General features: G+C 50.4%; 12 protein-coding genes. 5 read left to right on the top strand and 7 right to left on the bottom strand.

Annotated elements, in window-relative coordinates:
• Positions 1 to 91: 91 nt before the first annotated feature.
• Together ACXX53_RS21775 and ACXX53_RS21770 are read right to left on the bottom strand one after the other, a co-directional pair.
• Positions 92 to 451 carry a cupin domain-containing protein gene (locus ACXX53_RS21775; protein ID WP_458570797.1) on the bottom strand — a complete coding sequence of 120 codons (360 nt, stop codon included), beginning with the start codon at positions 449 to 451 and terminating at the stop codon, positions 92 to 94.
• 186 nt (positions 452 to 637) lie between these two features.
• Positions 638 to 1,930 carry a Fe-Mn family superoxide dismutase gene (locus tag ACXX53_RS21770; RefSeq protein WP_458570796.1) on the bottom strand — a complete coding sequence of 431 codons (1,293 nt, stop codon included), beginning with the start codon at positions 1,928 to 1,930 and terminating at the stop codon, positions 638 to 640.
• 169 nt (positions 1,931 to 2,099) lie between these two features.
• Here ACXX53_RS21770 and ACXX53_RS21765 point away from each other — a divergent pair, with 169 nt between their 5' ends.
• Together ACXX53_RS21765 and ACXX53_RS21760 are read left to right on the top strand one after the other, a co-directional pair.
• Entirely contained in the window at positions 2,100 to 3,512 is a 1,413-nt protein-coding gene (locus ACXX53_RS21765; protein WP_458570795.1) for an MBOAT family O-acyltransferase, read from the top strand.
• A 16-nt stretch (positions 3,513 to 3,528) separates the two neighbouring features.
• Positions 3,529 to 4,743, top strand: a complete 1,215-nt coding sequence (locus tag ACXX53_RS21760; protein WP_458570794.1) for an alginate O-acetyltransferase AlgX-related protein — start codon at positions 3,529 to 3,531, stop codon at positions 4,741 to 4,743.
• A 66-nt stretch (positions 4,744 to 4,809) separates the two neighbouring features.
• Here the strand turns inward: ACXX53_RS21760 and ACXX53_RS21755 are convergent, their stop codons facing one another.
• Together ACXX53_RS21755 and ACXX53_RS21750 are read right to left on the bottom strand one after the other, a co-directional pair.
• Positions 4,810 to 5,814, bottom strand: a complete 1,005-nt coding sequence (locus ACXX53_RS21755; RefSeq protein WP_458570793.1) for an alpha/beta hydrolase — start codon at positions 5,812 to 5,814, stop codon at positions 4,810 to 4,812.
• 1 nt (position 5,815) lies between these two features.
• Positions 5,816 to 5,956, bottom strand: coding sequence for a hypothetical protein (locus tag ACXX53_RS21750; protein WP_458570792.1), 141 nt, complete (start codon positions 5,954 to 5,956; stop codon positions 5,816 to 5,818).
• A gap of 219 nt (positions 5,957 to 6,175) precedes the next feature.
• Between ACXX53_RS21750 and ACXX53_RS21745 the strand changes: the two genes are divergently transcribed.
• The gene (locus ACXX53_RS21745; protein WP_458570791.1) at positions 6,176 to 6,928 is read left to right on the top strand and encodes an IclR family transcriptional regulator; all 753 of its coding nucleotides are present in this window, start codon (positions 6,176 to 6,178) and stop codon (positions 6,926 to 6,928) included.
• 57 nt (positions 6,929 to 6,985) lie between these two features.
• Here ACXX53_RS21745 and ACXX53_RS21740 read toward each other — a convergent pair whose 3' ends face one another.
• A complete protein-coding gene (locus ACXX53_RS21740; protein WP_458570790.1) occupies positions 6,986 to 7,882 on the bottom strand; it encodes a Gfo/Idh/MocA family protein in 897 nt (298 codons plus the stop codon).
• A gap of 186 nt (positions 7,883 to 8,068) precedes the next feature.
• On the opposite strand from ACXX53_RS21740, the gene ACXX53_RS21735 reads away from it, so the two are divergent.
• Complete coding sequence (locus ACXX53_RS21735) at positions 8,069 to 9,733, top strand: FAD-binding protein (protein WP_458570789.1); 1,665 nt, start codon at positions 8,069 to 8,071, stop codon at positions 9,731 to 9,733.
• Between the two features lie 68 nt (positions 9,734 to 9,801).
• On the opposite strand, the gene ACXX53_RS21730 is transcribed toward ACXX53_RS21735, so the two are convergent.
• Both ACXX53_RS21730 and acnA read right to left on the bottom strand, forming a co-directional pair.
• Entirely contained in the window at positions 9,802 to 11,211 is a 1,410-nt protein-coding gene (locus tag ACXX53_RS21730) for a hypothetical protein (RefSeq protein ID WP_458570788.1), read from the bottom strand.
• A gap of 1,491 nt (positions 11,212 to 12,702) precedes the next feature.
• Positions 12,703 to 15,429, bottom strand: coding sequence for an aconitate hydratase AcnA (gene acnA, locus ACXX53_RS21725; protein ID WP_458570787.1), 2,727 nt, complete (start codon positions 15,427 to 15,429; stop codon positions 12,703 to 12,705).
• Positions 15,430 to 15,756: 327 nt separating this feature from the next.
• On the opposite strand from acnA, the gene ACXX53_RS21720 reads away from it, so the two are divergent.
• Positions 15,757 to 16,752, top strand: coding sequence for an amidase domain-containing protein (locus ACXX53_RS21720; RefSeq protein WP_458570786.1), 996 nt, complete (start codon positions 15,757 to 15,759; stop codon positions 16,750 to 16,752).
• Positions 16,753 to 16,883 lie beyond the last annotated feature (131 nt).

Here is a 16,883-nt window from a genome sequence, read left to right as displayed (position 1 = left end):
TTTAGACACAAATAAGGTCATCTGAGTCCGCCAAAACCATCAAAAGTCCCTCAAACTATATAATAAGGTCCTCTGTGTCCGTTACAGCGAGCTAGACTTCTGGCATATTGGGCTTTATCCCATTTCCTTCGATGACGATAACCGTCATGCCGCTCTCTGAGCCGGATTCATGCCACTCTCCTTGTTCCCAGAACGCCGCATAGCCTGACGAAATAGGTACCGGGGGATTCTCCATCGCTTGAACCCAACCTTCACCGCTCACGACTAGAAATAATTGATCCGTGCTAGCGGGATGCCTGCCAACACTACCGCCTGCGCCGATATGCATGCAGCCAACATGGTAGATAAGAGTGCCCTCCTCATTGAACAGAATCTTGGACATGATTAAATTGCTGCTGTTATAAGCAGTGATCGACTTGCCTGCATCTTCATCGAATCGAAATAACTTCATGCTCACACACCGCCCTGTATCCAGAATGTGTAAATGAAATGCTATTATAGCTTAGAATACGATCGAAGGACAGGTCAACCTTCAATCCGTTCTATTCTAGGCTGGGAAGCACTCAGCATTTAATTGAAAAAGGCTTACCCCAGAGGCAGCATCTGCCTTGGAGTAAGCCTGGTCCCTTCTTCACGCTCAATATGGCTTCCACTTCAATTCTCGCGCCTTCATGTAGCGATCGTTGACGGCTGGCCAGTTCACGACATTCCACCAGTCCTTGATGTAGTCCGCGCGCTTGTTCTGATGCTTCAAATAGTAAGCATGCTCCCAAACATCAAGCGGCAGAAGCGGAACTACATCCCATTGTGACAGATTCTGATGCTTCTCAGCCTGCAGAATCTCCAAACGGTGGCTGCGCGGGCTCCACACGAGGATGGACCAGCCTCCGCCCTCCACATTTTCAGCCGCCTTAGAGAAATGCTGCTTAAACGCATCATAGCTCCCGAAGTCGCTCTCAATTTGCTTCAGCAGCTCACCTGACGGCTTGCCTCCGCCTCGCGGACTCATAATGTCCCAAAATATCGTGTGCAAATAATGCCCTGCACCGTTGAACGCGAGATCGCGCTCGAGCGCCTTCACGCGGTCGAAATTGCCGGTTCGGCGCGCCTCGGCAAGCGCCAACTCGGCCTTATTCAGGCCATCGACATAGCTCTGATGGTGCTTGTCGTGATGAATGCGCATCGTCTCGGCGTCGATGTACGGCTCCAGCGCGTTATACGCGTACGGCAGCGGAGGCAGCGTATGACCGCCGATCGGCACCGCGCCGTCATCCGGTCGTGTACCGCCGCTGTTGCGCACTTGAACACCGCTGCCGGTCTGCCAGCCGCTGCCGATGCGCGCCGCGATGCTGGTATCGCCCCCGCCCCCGGTGGCGCTGTGAATATGCGCCATCGGCTCGCTCTGCTGCTGCCCGCCTGATGCCGCGGCTCCCGACGTTGACGCCGCCTCGTGCCACGGCTCAGCGCTCGCCTCCGCAGGTCCAGCCAAGGCGCTAACCGTAGCCAGCGGCTTATCGACAAGCCCCTGTACCATGCTCAAGAACACATAAGATTCGCGTACGATGTGCGCGATCATCGTTTCAGCCAGCGACGAGCCTCGTATCGCCTGACTATACTGCTTCAGATACTCCATTTGCTGAATAAATTGCTCCGATTGATAGTTGGAAGCTTTCAGCAGCAGTTCGATCTGCTGCAGATTCGCCTCATCGGTTCTTCCGCCATTGTTTAATATGGAATGCAGCCATTGCCGCGATGTATCCTCAGTCTTGGCAAAGACGTGCTCCCACTCTGTCAGTACCTGAGAATACGATGGTTCGAGGTTAGGCACGATCTGACGAATGATGGCGGCATGCTCTTTCTCTTGATTTTTCCACTGTTGAATCTCCTCTAGTAAACGAACGGGCATAAGCATCCCGTATATGAGCAGCACTCCGATCCCTCCTCATTTATCACTGACACGATCATATCTTTATCAATGTATGACAAGGCGAGGTTGACCTATGTTCAGATGTCATATAATCCTGAGAACTTGCTAATACTTTCATATTACAGGCATTGATTAATCGGATGCGGATGACTCCTATGGCTAGAGGTGCAGCATGCTGTTTTCATCGATAATTTTTTTGTTCGTATTTCTGCCTGTTGTATTGTTTGCCTACTATGTACTTCTGAGCAGAAGCCGCAAAGCGCAAAATATGCTCTTATTAATTGCAAGCCTGCTGTTCTACGCATGGGGGGAACCAAAGTTTGTATTGATTATGATGGCTTCGATTCTCGGAAATTGGCTGTTCGGACTCGCGGTAGACAAGTATAGGGGCAGCCTGCTTTCGCGTGTCATCATAGTATCGATGCTGGTGTATAACCTATCTATCCTATTTCTATTCAAGTATGCGGGATTTACTGTCGAGAACCTGAATGCTTGGCTGGGGACAAGCTTAACCGTGCCTGACATATCGCTTCCTCTCGGGTTATCATTTTTCACCTTTCAGGCGATCTCTTATGTGGTGGATGTATACCGCAAGCGCGGCGATGTACAGCGCAACCCTCTGAATCTCGGTCTTTATATTGCGCTGTTTCCGCAGCTCGTTGCAGGACCGATCGTACGGTATGAAACGATTGCCGATCAGATCGATCACCGCCGTGAAACAATGGACCAATTTGCCGAGGGAGTATGCCGATTTATCGTTGGTTTAGGGAAAAAGGTGCTTATCGCGAATTCAATGGCCATTGTGGCGGATCATGCATTTTCCATGCAGGCAGATGAATTGACGTTATCTTTCGCTTGGCTGGGTGCTGTCGCTTACTCGCTGCAGATTCTATTCGATTTCTCCGGGTACTCTGACATGGCGATTGGATTAGGAAAGATGTTCGGTTTTCACTTTCTGGAAAATTTCAACTATCCTTACATTTCTACCTCGATATCTGAATTTTGGCGCAGGTGGCATATATCGCTTGGAACATGGTTCAGGGATTATGTCTATATTCCGCTCGGCGGCAGCAGAGTGAACAGCAAGGGGAGATTGGTATGGAACCTGTTTATCGTATGGGCATTGACAGGAATATGGCATGGGGCGAACTGGACATTTGTTGCCTGGGGACTGATGTACTTTGTATTGATTACATATGAGAAATTGACAGGCTTCGAGCGAACGGTGAAATTAAACGCACTTAGGCGTGTGTACACGCTGCTGTTTGTAATGCTCGGCTGGGTGCTGTTCCGTTCAGTCGATCTAGGACATGCTGTTCAATATCTGAAGGCGCTGTTTGGAGCAGGGGAAGGGGGAATACTCGATGAGCAGACGATTCTATATGCAGACGAATATAAAGTAATCTTCCTCTTAGGTATTCTGTTTTCCACTCCTATCGCAGGATGGTTCGCGGAGCGTATCCCGCTTCGCAGCAGCAGATGGGGAGCAATCTGTTATACGATTGCCTGCTTAGCTGTCCTCATAACGTCTGTTTCGTTCATAGTGAAGGGCTCCTATAACCCGTTTATTTATTTTAACTTCTGAGGATGTGTGCGGATATATGAAGGGCAGCAGGCTTACGGCAGTTATGTTTATCGGGTTTCTCATCGTCATCTCAGCTGGCATCGCGCTTCAATCCGAGTCGATCTTTCAAGCCGTGCGTGCCAGTTATCAGCAAGAAATGTCGCATTCGCCAGGTCATCCTCTTGATGCGGTTCAAGCTGCGATTGCCGAGACAGAGGAGGCTATTAATAACAATTTCGTTTATAGAAAGGCCTTCATCGAGGTCAACGGCTTGTACCAGCGTGTAATCGATAAGAAGGTGGTAGAGGATATCGAGCCTGCCAATACGGTGTATAAGACGGCGGATAATCAGCTTGTATTTGTGACGAAGAGGCAAGATGTAGCGCAGTATGTGAGCAGTATGGCAGCATTCCAGCGTTATCTGGATACATTCGGTATTCCGCTTCTATATGTGCTGCCGCCTTCGAAGATCTATAATAGCGAGCATCAACTTCCTATCGGGGTACAGGATTATTCTGAGCATAACGCGGATGCCTTTCTGGCTGGACTTAAGGATAGGCATATTGACTATATCGACTTAAGGAAAGTCATTCGAGGCAGCGGGATGGCTATGCAGGACGCATTCTATAATACAGATCATCATTGGACGATTGATACTGCCTTCTACAGCTTCGGTGTGATTGTGAAGACGTTGAATGAACGCTATGGCTTTCAGATCGATCCCAAGTACAGCGATATACGGCAGTATAATCGAGCCACATATGAGCGTTTCTTTCTCGGTTCCCAAGGAAGGAGAGTTGGACAGCTGTATGGGGGTGTGGACGATTTCACTCTGATCACACCGCGTTTCGATACAGAGCAAGAGCTGATCCAGCGGGATAGCAATGCGACGAAACGGTTTGAGGGCGGATTTGAGGAGGCCGTGCTGGTCAAGGATTATGTGGACCCGAATAAGCCGGCATCGACGAATCGTTATGCGGTTTATCACGGGGATCATGCGGAGCTCGTGTTCCACAATAAACGAGTGAACAGCGGCAAGATTGTGCTGATTAAAGATTCCTATGCACTGCCGATCTACTCGTTCTTGTCTCTGTGCGCGAATGAGGTAAGAGCGCTTGATCTAAGATTATATAAGCAGGGGACGGTATATGATTATATTAAGGAATATAAGCCCGATATGGTCATGGTGCTGTACAGCGGATTTAAGGAAGGGATGTTTGATTTTGATCGCATCTCCTCTGCGGAGATGTAGCTTGTGTGTACTTGCTAACGCAAAGAGCACCAATGCCACGGTTCATCGTGGATTGGTGCTCTTTGCTTACTGTGCAATGAGTTGGGCCGTTTGTCTATCAGCCCCGCTTAAAAAGGAGGACACCTTACGCAGATATTCCTTGCTGTGCGTACGGTATATCATTTCATGCTGAGCGTCGGGAACGATCCAAGAAGAGGAGTAACTTGGATCCTGATTAGCCGCGATCTGCTCCGCAATGGTAAATGGTGCTTTATCGTCTTTCGTGCCATGTATGAATAAGGTTGGAATCGTGTATTGATGTGACTTCACTTCATCGTAAGGGATCTGCTTCATGCTCGTATCGTTCAAGAGCGGCATCATCATCCGAATGATGCTGAGCGATGGCTGCTTCGGCAGATCGATATAAGTCTGCAGGTTATGATACAGTGTATCGGGCTCTAGCAGAAAGGTACTGTCAAGAATCATGCCGTCGATATCATCCGTTAAGAGTGCAGCCTGCAGAGCGGTTCCTGCTCCCATAGAGAAGCCCCATACGATGATATCCTCAGCGCCGCGTTCCTTAGCAAGCTCTACTGCGCCTAGAAGCTGCTGCTTCTCTAGATACCCGCCAGTCGCTTTCGTTCGATGCGCTTCTGACGCAAAGCCGTAGTCAAACATGATGACATTATAGCCAAGTCGATGTGCGAAGCTGGCAAGGTCATACATCGGAACCCAGTACTCTTCGCGATTAGCGCCATAACCATGACTGAACACGATGGTGCTGGATGAAGCTTCACTAGCAGGAATATACCAGCCATCTACAAGCGTTTGTCCATCTGCAGCAGGGAAAGATACCGTATCATAGGCCATTCCCTTGGCTGTCATCGGATTCGAGAACAACGGCGGTACCTGCGGATTGGCTAACATCCAGGCGATGAAAGCATGAAGAATTAAGAAGATAATCACTGCGCCGAATACGACGGATAGAGAGAGTGCGATTCCAATATGCTTCAGCTTGATTCTTCTGTCTAAGGCAGTTGAAGGTACCGGAAAGGCAGGCTGCAGTACAGGTGTTGTTGATGGTGCGTTCATCTCAATCGCCTCCTACTTGAATCGTACACTTACGGCGCATGGCGAGAGTATCCTCATCATTCGACATCTGCTGCGGGCAGGTTACCTGCTTGGCATGTGTAACGCTTATCTCCATCGTATTCAGATAGCGCTTACAATGCAATAACAGTGCGGGATTTGTTAGCTGAATGTAATCCATTCGTAATATTGAAACATCAGTGTAAAGTTTGTCGAGGGGAAGAACGGACGCTTCATTCATGGGCCGATATTCATAAGCCGATTGTCTCAACTTGAAGTGAATCTATCAATTGCGACGGAAGTATTTTGGGGTTATACTGTATGTAACAAAGTTTCATAGTGTGAAACGAAAGAAGGGGACGCAGTGGCGGAACGGGAAGGGAAACAGACGGTTCGAGCGGTCGAACGAGCGCTTGACATATTGCAGTGCTTTGCCGTTGAACGGGATATGACTTTAACGGAGATTGCCGCACGTATTGGTCTGAATAAGAGCACCGTGCATCGGCTGCTTGCGACGTTGGAAGAACGCGGATTTATATTGCGGAACGGAGATAAGTTCCGGCTCGGCTACAGCGTGTGGGAGCTCGCTGCTAATCTCACGCAGGTGGACGATCCATCGCAGCTTCTGTTGCCGGAGATGGAGCGTCTGCGCGATCAGCTTAGTGAAACTGTCAGCTTGTATGTGATGAACGGAAATGACCGTATTCGGATTCAAGCGGTACAGAGCAACCAGGCGATCCGTCGAGTCGCGCCAGTCGGAGTGAGATTGCCCTTATATGTGGGCGCCTCCAGCAAGGTGCTGTTGGCGTATGCGGATGAGGAGCAGCAGAAGGCAGTGCTGTCAGCCAGTGAATGGCCGTTATCCATTGACCGAGACAGCTATATTGAGCAGCTTAACGAAGTGCGTCAACTTGGGTATGCCGTTAGTATAGAAGAACGTGAGCCAGGAGCCGCGGCGGTATCGGTTCCGATCTTTGGGCGAACGGATGCGCTGATGGCAGCGCTGTCCGTATCAGGTCCGGTCAGCCGCATGTCGGTGGACAAGATGCGCGAATATATCCCGCATATGCAAGAAGCCGCCAAGCGGATGAAAACGATGATGCGCACGGTTACATAGTTGAATAATAAAGGGCATTTCCTCGGCTGAAGGCTTCCGGGGAAATGCCCTTTGTTGTTATGGCTTGGCGATATGAGCCGGCTGACCTGTGCGCAGGCTTTCATGAATAGCTTCCAAGCAGCCAATCACTTCAAGCGTATGCGAGACAGGCAGCGGCGTTTGCCCAGTCTGGAACATCGTGACGACCTGTTCCAATAAGCTTGCATAGAATGGCTTGCGCATTGTCGAGATGTCAACCTGCTGCGAAGCCATGTGGCGATGGATTACAGCGCCAAATGAACTGCCGTTCAGCAAGCCGCGAATAGATGCGCAGCGTCCATCTTCCCAGCGAATCAGCACATGTGCTCCATCTGGCGTAGGTGTTGCTTGCACGGTGCTGCATCCAGCGCCCATTACTGCATGCATCAGCTCGACCGAGTGAATGCCGTACCAGAACCAGCCGGGAACACCGTCCATCGATGGAATCGGTCCGTACACATCAACACTGTCGATTGGATCAGTGGAGCTGTTAAGGGCTTCAACCAACACATCGGTATATCGAAGAGCTGAACTGCTCATGAGCGGGATATGATATTGGTTAGCGGTATGTATCATGCGTGCTGCCACATCAACAGAGAGAGCGAATGGTTTATCGATATAGATCGGCTTGCCGTAAGGAGCCAACTTCTGCAGCTGCGCTTCATGCAGTTCACCGTCAGCAGAGGTTAGCAGTATGGCGTCAGATTCATGTGCAACCTGCTCTAAGCTCTCTGTGATTGGAATGCCGTAGTCGTCCTGCAAGGTACGCATGTAGCCTTCTGCTCTAGTTGAACTAACAGGTATAGAGCTCGAAATACCAGGAGAAGCGATAACAATCTGTCCACCCGGTATATGGTTTGGATTAGAAGGATTGTTTAACAGCTCGGTAAAAGCCACAGAGTGAGAAGTATCTAAACCTACAATTCCTAACTTCATGGAAGTATACCCCTTTTCGTGATCGTATTGAACTTATAAAAACCCACATTTTCCCTTACATCATAACTGTATCGAATATTCAAGCACAACGCTTCTCGAAATCCGAATAATTTCAAAACATTTTGAGTACATCAAGAAAGGCAGCCTATTAAGCTTACCTCATCATTTTTTTAGGAGGAAAAGTTAATGAGTAACAAGTGGGATGCAAGTTTCGATGTCGTTGTTGTGGGATCTGGTTCCGGCGGACTTACTGCGGCTCTAACAGCTCAATTGAAAGGCTTGAAATCGCTCGTGATTGAGAAGACAAGCAAGTATGGAGGTTCCAGTGCGCTATCCGGCGGCGCGTTATGGATACCGAACAATTTTTATCTGGAACAAGCGGGTTTAAGGGATACATATGATAAAGCTATGGCTTATATGAACTCAACAGTAGGTGACCGTGTGTCTGATGCGCGCAAAGAGGCCTATGTAAAGCGCGGTGGGGAAATGCTCCGTTTTCTGTATGGAAATACGACCTATGTGCGATTCAGATATACTCCAGCCTATTCAGATTATTATCCTGAACATGCGGGTGGCAACCCTAACGGTCGCTCCATTGAGCCGTTAATGGTTGATTTGCGCAAGCTGGGTGACGATCTTCCGAACATGCGGGAGAATGGCCTTCCTACGAAGGGGCTGGTCATGAATACATCTGAATTTCATAAGGTCAATATGATTACGCGCACTTGGATCGGCAAACGTACTTCAATTAAGCTTGGAATGCGCTTGATTGGGAGTAAGATAACAGGCGCTAAGTATGCAACGCTTGGCTCAGCATTGATCGCGCGTCTACGCATGGCTCATTTGGAGGTGAAAGGCGATATGTGGTTGAACACTTCATTTGTGGATTATGTAACCGACAATGGGCGTGTCATCGGTATTACTGCAGAGCGCAATGGCAAACAGGTTCGCATCGAAGCAAAGCGCGGCGTTATTCTGGCTGCTGGCGGCTTCTCTCATAATCAGCAGATGCGTGATAAATATTTGCCAGCACCATCTAAAGTGGAATGGACATCCTCAGCGGAAGCTCAAACTGGCGATGTCATTGGCGCATCCGTACGTCTTGGCGCAAAGCTCGACCTGATGGAACGCGTATGGGGGGCGCCGTCTGTTGTGCCTCCAGGCAGCAAGCCATTCTTCCTTGTTGCTGACCGCGGGATTCCGAATATGATGGCCGTTAATGGAGCGGGTGAGCGGTTCGTTAACGAATGTGTGCCATACCATGAGTTTGTGGATACGATGTATGCGAAGGATAGACCTGATGCGAAGACTTCGACCTGTTGGATTATCCTGGATGAGCTTGCGAAGAAGCGTTATATTTTCTTGGGCCTGTTCCCTGGTCAGCCATTTCCTCAGAAATGGTTGGATAGCGGATTTGTCAAGAAAGCAGCCACTCCTGCCGAGCTGGCGAAGCAAATGGGCGTCCCTGCTGACAAATTGACGGCTACCTTTGAACGCTTCAATCGGTTTGCCAAGAATGGTGTTGATGAGGATTTTCATCGCGGGGACAGCGCTTATGACCGCTACTATGGGGATCCAACACTGAAGAATCCGAACCTGCTGGCATTGGAAAATGGACCATTCTACGCAGTTCCAGTCGTTCCAGGGGATATCGGCACGAAGGGCGGATTGCTTACAGACGAGTTCGCCCGTGTTGTGACAGACAACGGCGAAGTTATCGAAGGATTGTTTGCAACCGGCAACTGTTCGGCTTCCGTTATGGGTGAAACTTACCCAGGATCCGGTGCGACGATCGGTCCATCTATGACTTTCGGCTATGTGGCTGCAACCTGCATGGCAGAACAGGCTTAATTGTATAATGCAGCAGCCCGCTTGAGATATGGAATGATGTCTCAAGCGGGCTGCTTAGTGTGCAAGCATTAGGTTAACATTAAAATAATCATGGCGACAATGGTGGTCACGACTAAGCCAATCAGCACAGGCAAGAGGTTGCGGCGCGCAAGCTCGAATGGGCTGACTCCGCTGATGGCTGCGGCAGGTATGAGCGCCCATGGGATCAATGTACCGCCGCCAACCCAGATCGCAGCGATCTGTCCGAGAGCGGTTAATGTCTCAGTGCCGCTGCCAATTGCTGTGCCGAACACGGAAGCGACCGAGCCAGCGAGTGAGATGCCTGAGAAGCCGGAGCCGTCAAGGCCGGTGACTGCTCCGACAGCAGTCATCGTTACAGCGCCGATGGCAGGGTGGATCGGCATTGTGTTCGCAAGCGCAACGCCAAGGTCGTTGACGATACCGTGCGAAGCTTCCGGCAGCACTTTGCCGAACAGATCGAACAGGGCGGCATCGCCGAGATAGAAGAAGGCGGCGATCGGAATAACGGGGCCGAATACTCGAAATCCGAACAGGAAGCCGTCGACGAGATAGGATGTTGTCTTCTCCATGCCTTTGCCCTTATGAGTGAGCAAGCTGACGACGAGTAGGATAAGCGCTGCTGTACCGCCAATCAGCGCAGTTGCATCGCCGCCCTGCAGGTTATAGTGTGATAGCAGGAATACGTCGAGTGCGAAGAGCAGCACGATAATGACTGCCATGATGCGCTTCAGCTTGGTCGAGAGCGGCTGACGCTCAACATCGAAGCTGCTCTTGTTATCTACTTCGGTGGTGCCGCTGTTCATGTTGAGCTTGCCGGACTTCATGTCGCGGCGTATGAACCAGAAGGCTGCGACTGTAGTGACGACGCCCATGACGATGACGAGCGGGATGCTGGCGTTAATAACACCCTGAACAGGTACCCCGGCCGCGTCAGCGGTCAGCTTGGGCGCGCCCTGAATGATAAAGTCGCCGGATAGAGCGATGCCGTGTCCGAACAAGTTCATCGCCATTGCAACGGCGAGAGCGGGCAGCCCAACGCGGATAGCTGCCGGCAGCAGCACCGCCCCGATCAGTGCAACAGCGGGCGATGGCCAGAAGAAGAGCGAGATGATGAACATCACGATACCAACTGTCCAATATGCCATTGTCGGTCCGCGCATGAGTCGGGTAAAAGGTGACACCAGCGCTTCATTGATGCCAGAAGCGAGCAGCACACGACCCATTCCGACAATGATAGAAATGATGAGAATTGTGCCCAGCAGTTCGCGGATGGCATAGATGAAGGCGTTAAAGACACCGCTTACAGCAATAGTGAGAGAAGAGCTGGCGAGCCATCCAATGGCCAGAATGCCCACGATGCAGACGAGCGTCGTATCCTTCCGAAACAGCAGGCATCCGATGATGATGGCGATAAACAGCACATATATGCCGTGTATCGCGGTTAATTCGATTCCCATAAATGCACCTCCTTCAAGGAGCCTAACGTATTGGTGCTCTATCCTATGCAGGTGCCTATCCGTTGGGAAGTGACCCGTCCACATCTTCCGTGGTAGCGACCCTTGGCGCTCACCGCTGCGCATCCTTAAGAAGTTTTTCCCCCGTTAACTCGAGCCCTCGGCGAAGTTTCCACGCTGTAACGGGTAAAAATAGCTTTTAACTATTCGTCAAATAATCATCACCACACTATTCCACCATTTGGGTAATATCCCGCTGGCTCAGAATCAGGCTCACTGATTGGATGGGATAGTGGTCAAATGCAAGTAGGTAGGTTCTCCCTAGCCGCCATTTGTGTAATATCCCGCTGGCTCAGGAGCAGGTTAACTGATTGGATGGGATAGTGGTCGAATACATGCAGGGAAGGAATCCTCAGCCGCCATTTGAGTAGTATCCCGTTCGCTCAGGAGTAGGTAACCTGATTGGATGTGATAATGGTCGAATACATGCAGGAAGGGTCTCCCTAGCTGCCATTTGAGTAATATCCCGCTGGCTCAGGAGTAGGTTACCTGATTCGATGGGATAGTGGTCAAATACAAGTAGGAAGGGAACCTCTAGCCACCATTCGGGTAATATCCCGTTTGCTCAGGAGTAGGTTACCTGATTGGATGGGATAGTGGTCGAATACAATCGGGAAGAGTGCCCCAGCCGCCATTTGGGTAATATCCCGCTGGCTCAGGAGCAGGTTAACTGATTGGATGGGATAATGGTCGAATACAAGCAGGAAGGGTCTCCCCAGCCGCCATTCGGGTAATATCCCGCTCGCTCAGGAGTAGGTTACCTGATTGGATGGGATAATGGTCGAATACATGCAGGAAGGGTCTCCCTAGCCGCCATTTATGTAATATCCCGCTGGCTCAGGAGTAGGTTACCTGATTGGATGGAATAGTGGTCGAATACATGCAGGAAGGGAACCCCCAGCCGCCATTTGTGTAATATCCCGTTCGCTCAGGAATAGGTTACCTGATTCGATGGGATAGTGGTCGAATACAAGCAAGAAGAGAACTCGCAACTGCCATTCGGGTAATATCCCGCTGGCTCAGGAGTAGGTTACCTGATTGGATGGGATAATGGTCGAATACAAGCAGGAAGGTTCGCCCAAACTGCCTTTTGGGTAATATCCCGCTTGCTCAGGAGTAGGTTACCTGATTGGATGGGATAATGGTCGAATACATGCAGGAAGGGTCTCCCTAGCCGCCATTTATGTAATATCCCACACGCTCAGGAGCAGGTTACCTGATTGGATGGGATAGTGGTCAAATGCAAGCAGGAAGGGACCTTACAGCTGCCACTTACCTGAGGCGTGGGGTGAGCATATGAGGTATAGGGGGAACGTGCAGCACCATATGCATGCACAGTGGGGCTGGGATTATGCGGCTCGTTCATGCTTAATCCCTGCAACAAAACACCCGCTAGAGCATGGCTCCAGCGGGTGTTCGTTACAAGATTATGAATTAGGCATGAGTGCGTTCGTTAGCGATCATTTGACGGAGCACTGTTTGCAGGATGCCGCCGTTATGGTAGTAATCAACGTCAACGGAGCTGTCGAGACGAGCTATTGCGTTGAATTCGAAGGATGTGCCGTCTTCACGTGTAGCTGTTACGCGCACGGATTGGCCTGGCTGCACGTCGTTCGATAGGCCTTCGATATCGATCTTCTCACGGCCAGTGAGTCCAAGCTGCTTCCAGCCTTGGCCTGCTTCGAATTGAAGCGGCAGAACGCCCATGCCAACGAGGTTTGAGCGGTGAATACGCTCAAAGCTCTCAGCGATGACAGCCTTCACGCCAAGCAGATAAGTACCCTTAGCTGCCCAGTCACGGGAGCTGCCCGTGCCGTACTCTTTACCAGCGATGACGACAAGGTTGTTGCCGCTAGCTTGATACTTCATGGATGCATCGTAGATGGACATCACTTCTTCAGTAGGAAGGTATGTCGTTACGCCGCCTTCTGTACCAGGAGCTACTTGGTTGCGAATACGGATGTTAGCGAATGTACCGCGCATCATCACTTCATGGTTGCCGCGACGGGAACCGTAGGAGTTGAAGTCCTGCTTCTTCACGCCATTGTCGATCAAGTAGGAGCCTGCAGGGCTGTCTACCTTGATGTTGCCAGCTGGCGAGATATGGTCAGTCGTAACGGAATCACCGAGCAGTGCCAATATGTTAGCGTCTTTGATATCTTGAATGTCAGCCAAGCCCTCGCCAAGGTTCGCGAAGAACGGAGGGTTCTGAATGTATGTGGACTTCTCATCCCACTCATACAGCTCTCCAGTCGGAACCGGAATGGAGTTCCAACGCTCGTTCTGCGTGAACACGTGCTCGTACTTCTCGCGGAACATAGCAGGTGTGATAGCGTCAGCCACCGCTTGCTTGATCTCTGCGGAAGTAGGCCAGATATCCTTCAGATATACAGCCTGGTTGTTCTGATCGTAGCCGATTGGATCGTTTGCAAGATCGATGTTTACTGTACCAGCGAGCGCGTATGCAACGACGAGTGGAGGAGAAGCCAGATAGTTCGCCTTCACTTGTGCATGTACGCGGCCTTCGAAGTTACGGTTACCGGACAATACAGCTGCAACCGTCATGTCGTTGTCTGCGATTGCCTTGCCAACTTCGTCTGGCAATGGGCCGGAGTTACCGATGCATGTTGCGCAGCCGTAGCCTGCAACGTGGAAGCCAAGTGCCTCGAGCGAGTCGAGCAGTCCTGCCTTCTGCAAGTACTCCGTAACCACTAGAGAACCTGGTGTCAAGCTGCTCTTCACGTAAGCTGGCTTCGTCAAGCCGCGCTCAACTGCCTTCTTCGCTACAAGACCCGCACCGATCATAACGCTAGGGTTAGATGTATTTGTACAGCTAGTGATCGCAGCGATCACGACTGCGCCAGTACCAAACTTGCTCACTGCACCGTTTGGATGCTGAACGGTTACCATTTCATCAATCTTCTCATCGGATAATCCGTATCCGCCCTTTTCGATCGGCGTGCGGATGATCTCGTTGAAAGATTTCTTCATATCGGTCAGTTCTACGCGGTCTTGTGGACGCTTAGGTCCAGCCAAGCTTGGTACGACGGAAGCGAGATCAAGCTCGATTGTATCCGAGAATACAGGATCCGGCGTATTCGCCTCGCGGAACATGCCTTGTGCTTTATAGTAAGCTTCAACGAGCTCGATTTGTGATTCAGAACGGCCAGTGCCGCGCATGTAGTTCAATGTTTCGCTGTCAACCGGGAAGAAACCGATTGTTGCGCCGTATTCTGGTGCCATGTTCGCTACAGTTGCACGGTCTGCAAGACCGATGCTTGCGAGTCCTGGGCCATAGAACTCAACGAACTTGCCTACTACGCCTTTCTTGCGCAGCATCTGCGTAACCGTCAACGCCAAGTCAGTTGCTGTTGCGCCTTCTGCAAGGCTGCCAGTCAGCTTGAAGCCGATAACTTCTGGTGTAACAAAATAGAGCGGTTGACCAAGCATTCCTGCTTCTGCCTCAATACCGCCTACGCCCCAACCTACAACGCCAAGACCGTTGATCATCGTCGTATGAGAGTCTGTTCCGACCAGGGAGTCTGGGAATACTTCTACAACGCCGTCAACATTTTTTGTAGCCGCAACGGAAGCGAGGTACTCCAAGTTAACTTGGTGAACGATACCCGTCGCAGGAGGAACCGCGCGGAAGTTATCAAATGCCGTTTGCGCCCAACGGAGGAAACGGTAACGCTCTTCGTTGCGTTCAAATTCGACGTTCATGTTGTATTCAAGCGCATCCTTCGATCCGAAAGCATCAACCATAACGGAGTGGTCAATGACAAGATCAACAGGAACGAGCGGGTTGATCTGCTTAGGATCTCCGCCTGCCTTCTTCACTGTGTCGCGCATAGCAGCCAAGTCAACAACAACTGGCACACCAGTGAAGTCTTGAAGAACGATACGTGCAGGAATGAATGGAATTTCCTTGTTCTCATCACGTCCATCTGCCCAGTTCGCAAGCTGTGCGACATGCTCTTTCGTGATGGCATGGCCGTCGAATTGACGGATTGCTGCTTCCAGAAGCACTTTGATCGAGAACGGCAGGCGTGAAATGCCGCCATAACCTTGCTTCTCCAGTGATTCCAGGCTGTAATAGCGGTACGATTGGCCTCCAACGCTCAGGTCGCGGGCGGAGGAGTATGCATCAGTTCTTGTCATAGTAGAACCTCCCTCAGTGTTGTGTGCGATCATCATTCGCAGTTCATTTCATATGTCTGTTGTGAAAAATGGAGATCAAACTGATTAATCCGACTCTGTTTCACTAGATGGAACTTGATTTCAAAAAGTGATTTACACCTTTAGTATAGCTTTTTCTCCAAGAATGGTAAAGTGTTTTTCCTGTGAAATAATACCTAATTCAACCCTCTCGACATGCCCGCGTTCCCGCTTGCATACAATGGTTGTAATAGATGCAAGTAAAAGAAGGACAAGACCGCTAGCAGTAGCGATTACGTCAAATCGATGATGATTCGGAGGGGACATGGGATGCGTCAGGCTTGGAAGAATACACTTTACTTATATGTGGACCAGCATAACCGCAATGAAGTAGATGACCGGCGTCAGCCGCTGCAGGTGCCAATAATGGACATGGGCTATACGATGCGAATGAGCGAGCGGGCTCAGCGCATGAAGGAATGGTACAGTGCTCGCGATACGTACCCTGTGCGCAGCGAGACAAAGGCCAAGCTCGTGCGTACACATGAAAGTGAAGGCGAAGCCGTCGTTGATCTGGAATTCCATGTGCAGTTGATGCTGGAACAGCAGGGACTTCAGATGATGGAGGAACGAATTGAGAGCGAGCGGATTACATTAGGTAAAGAAGGCGATGGCTGGGTGATTACCCAGATCGAACAGCCTCAGGCGGAACGTCATGCCCGCGGTATCTATCGTGAAGAGAAGGAAGAGAAGGCGCACATCTCGCGTTCTACACCTTATTTGAATACAGATATTTTAGGAGGGCAGAAGCCTGCTTCAAGGATTCCATATCGGAGGAATAAGGCAGTAGAGTACGCGGAGCAGTGGTGGAATGAATCGAATCCAAGATTTCTGGCGTTTGAAGTCGATTGCACCAATTACGTTTCGCAATGTCTCTTTGCAGGTGGTGCACCTATGAACTATACTGGTAAAAGGGAAATGGGCTGGTGGTTCAAAGGCATGGTGAACGGCCGCGAAGCGTGGAGCTTCAGCTGGGCTGTGTCGAACGGTCTGAACCGTTATTTGGACAATAGCACTTCAGGTCTGCGTGCGGAACGTGTCGATGAACCAAAGGAACTGCAGCTTGGCGATATCATTCAGTACGATTGGGATGGAAATGGCAATTTCCAACATAGTACGATCGTAACTGCATTTGATATGAAAGGAATGCCTCTCGTCAATGCGCATACGAACAACAGCCGCCATCGGTATTGGGATTACCAGGATTCATATGCTTGGACAGAAGCGACAACGTATCGTTTCTTTCATATTACAGACGCTTTCTAGCTTGCACGGTCGAGTGGTGCCGTTATTGCGTGCTGCATAGACGAATCGCTGCTGGATCGCTAGAGTGCTGAGCTGCCAAACTGAAGCGTCTTGGCGTGCTTGCACTTATGTGATGCTGTGCTGCAGAATGC

The sequence above is a fragment of the Paenibacillus marinisediminis genome, assembly GCF_054343325.1.
Note: the sequence above shows the minus strand (reverse complement) of the source record. Positions and strands in the feature narration are given on the sequence as shown.

Excerpts from the sequence above, each read along its gene's own strand:
- ACXX53_RS21760 (WP_458570794.1), top strand. The coding sequence starts at position 3,529 with ATGAAGGGCAGCAGGCTTACGGCAGTTATGTTTATCGGGTTTCTCATC.
- ACXX53_RS21730 (WP_458570788.1), bottom strand. The coding sequence starts at position 11,211 with ATGGGAATCGAATTAACCGCGATACACGGCATATATGTGCTGTTTATC.
- ACXX53_RS21740 (WP_458570790.1), bottom strand. The coding sequence starts at position 7,882 with ATGAAGTTAGGAATTGTAGGTTTAGATACTTCTCACTCTGTGGCTTTT.
- ACXX53_RS21775 (WP_458570797.1), bottom strand. The coding sequence starts at position 451 with ATGAAGTTATTTCGATTCGATGAAGATGCAGGCAAGTCGATCACTGCT.
- ACXX53_RS21755 (WP_458570793.1), bottom strand. The coding sequence starts at position 5,814 with ATGAACGCACCATCAACAACACCTGTACTGCAGCCTGCCTTTCCGGTA.
- ACXX53_RS21735 (WP_458570789.1), top strand. The coding sequence starts at position 8,069 with ATGAGTAACAAGTGGGATGCAAGTTTCGATGTCGTTGTTGTGGGATCT.
- ACXX53_RS21720 (WP_458570786.1), top strand. The coding sequence starts at position 15,757 with ATGCGTCAGGCTTGGAAGAATACACTTTACTTATATGTGGACCAGCAT.
- acnA (WP_458570787.1), bottom strand. The coding sequence starts at position 15,429 with ATGACAAGAACTGATGCATACTCCTCCGCCCGCGACCTGAGCGTTGGA.
- ACXX53_RS21765 (WP_458570795.1), top strand. The coding sequence starts at position 2,100 with ATGCTGTTTTCATCGATAATTTTTTTGTTCGTATTTCTGCCTGTTGTA.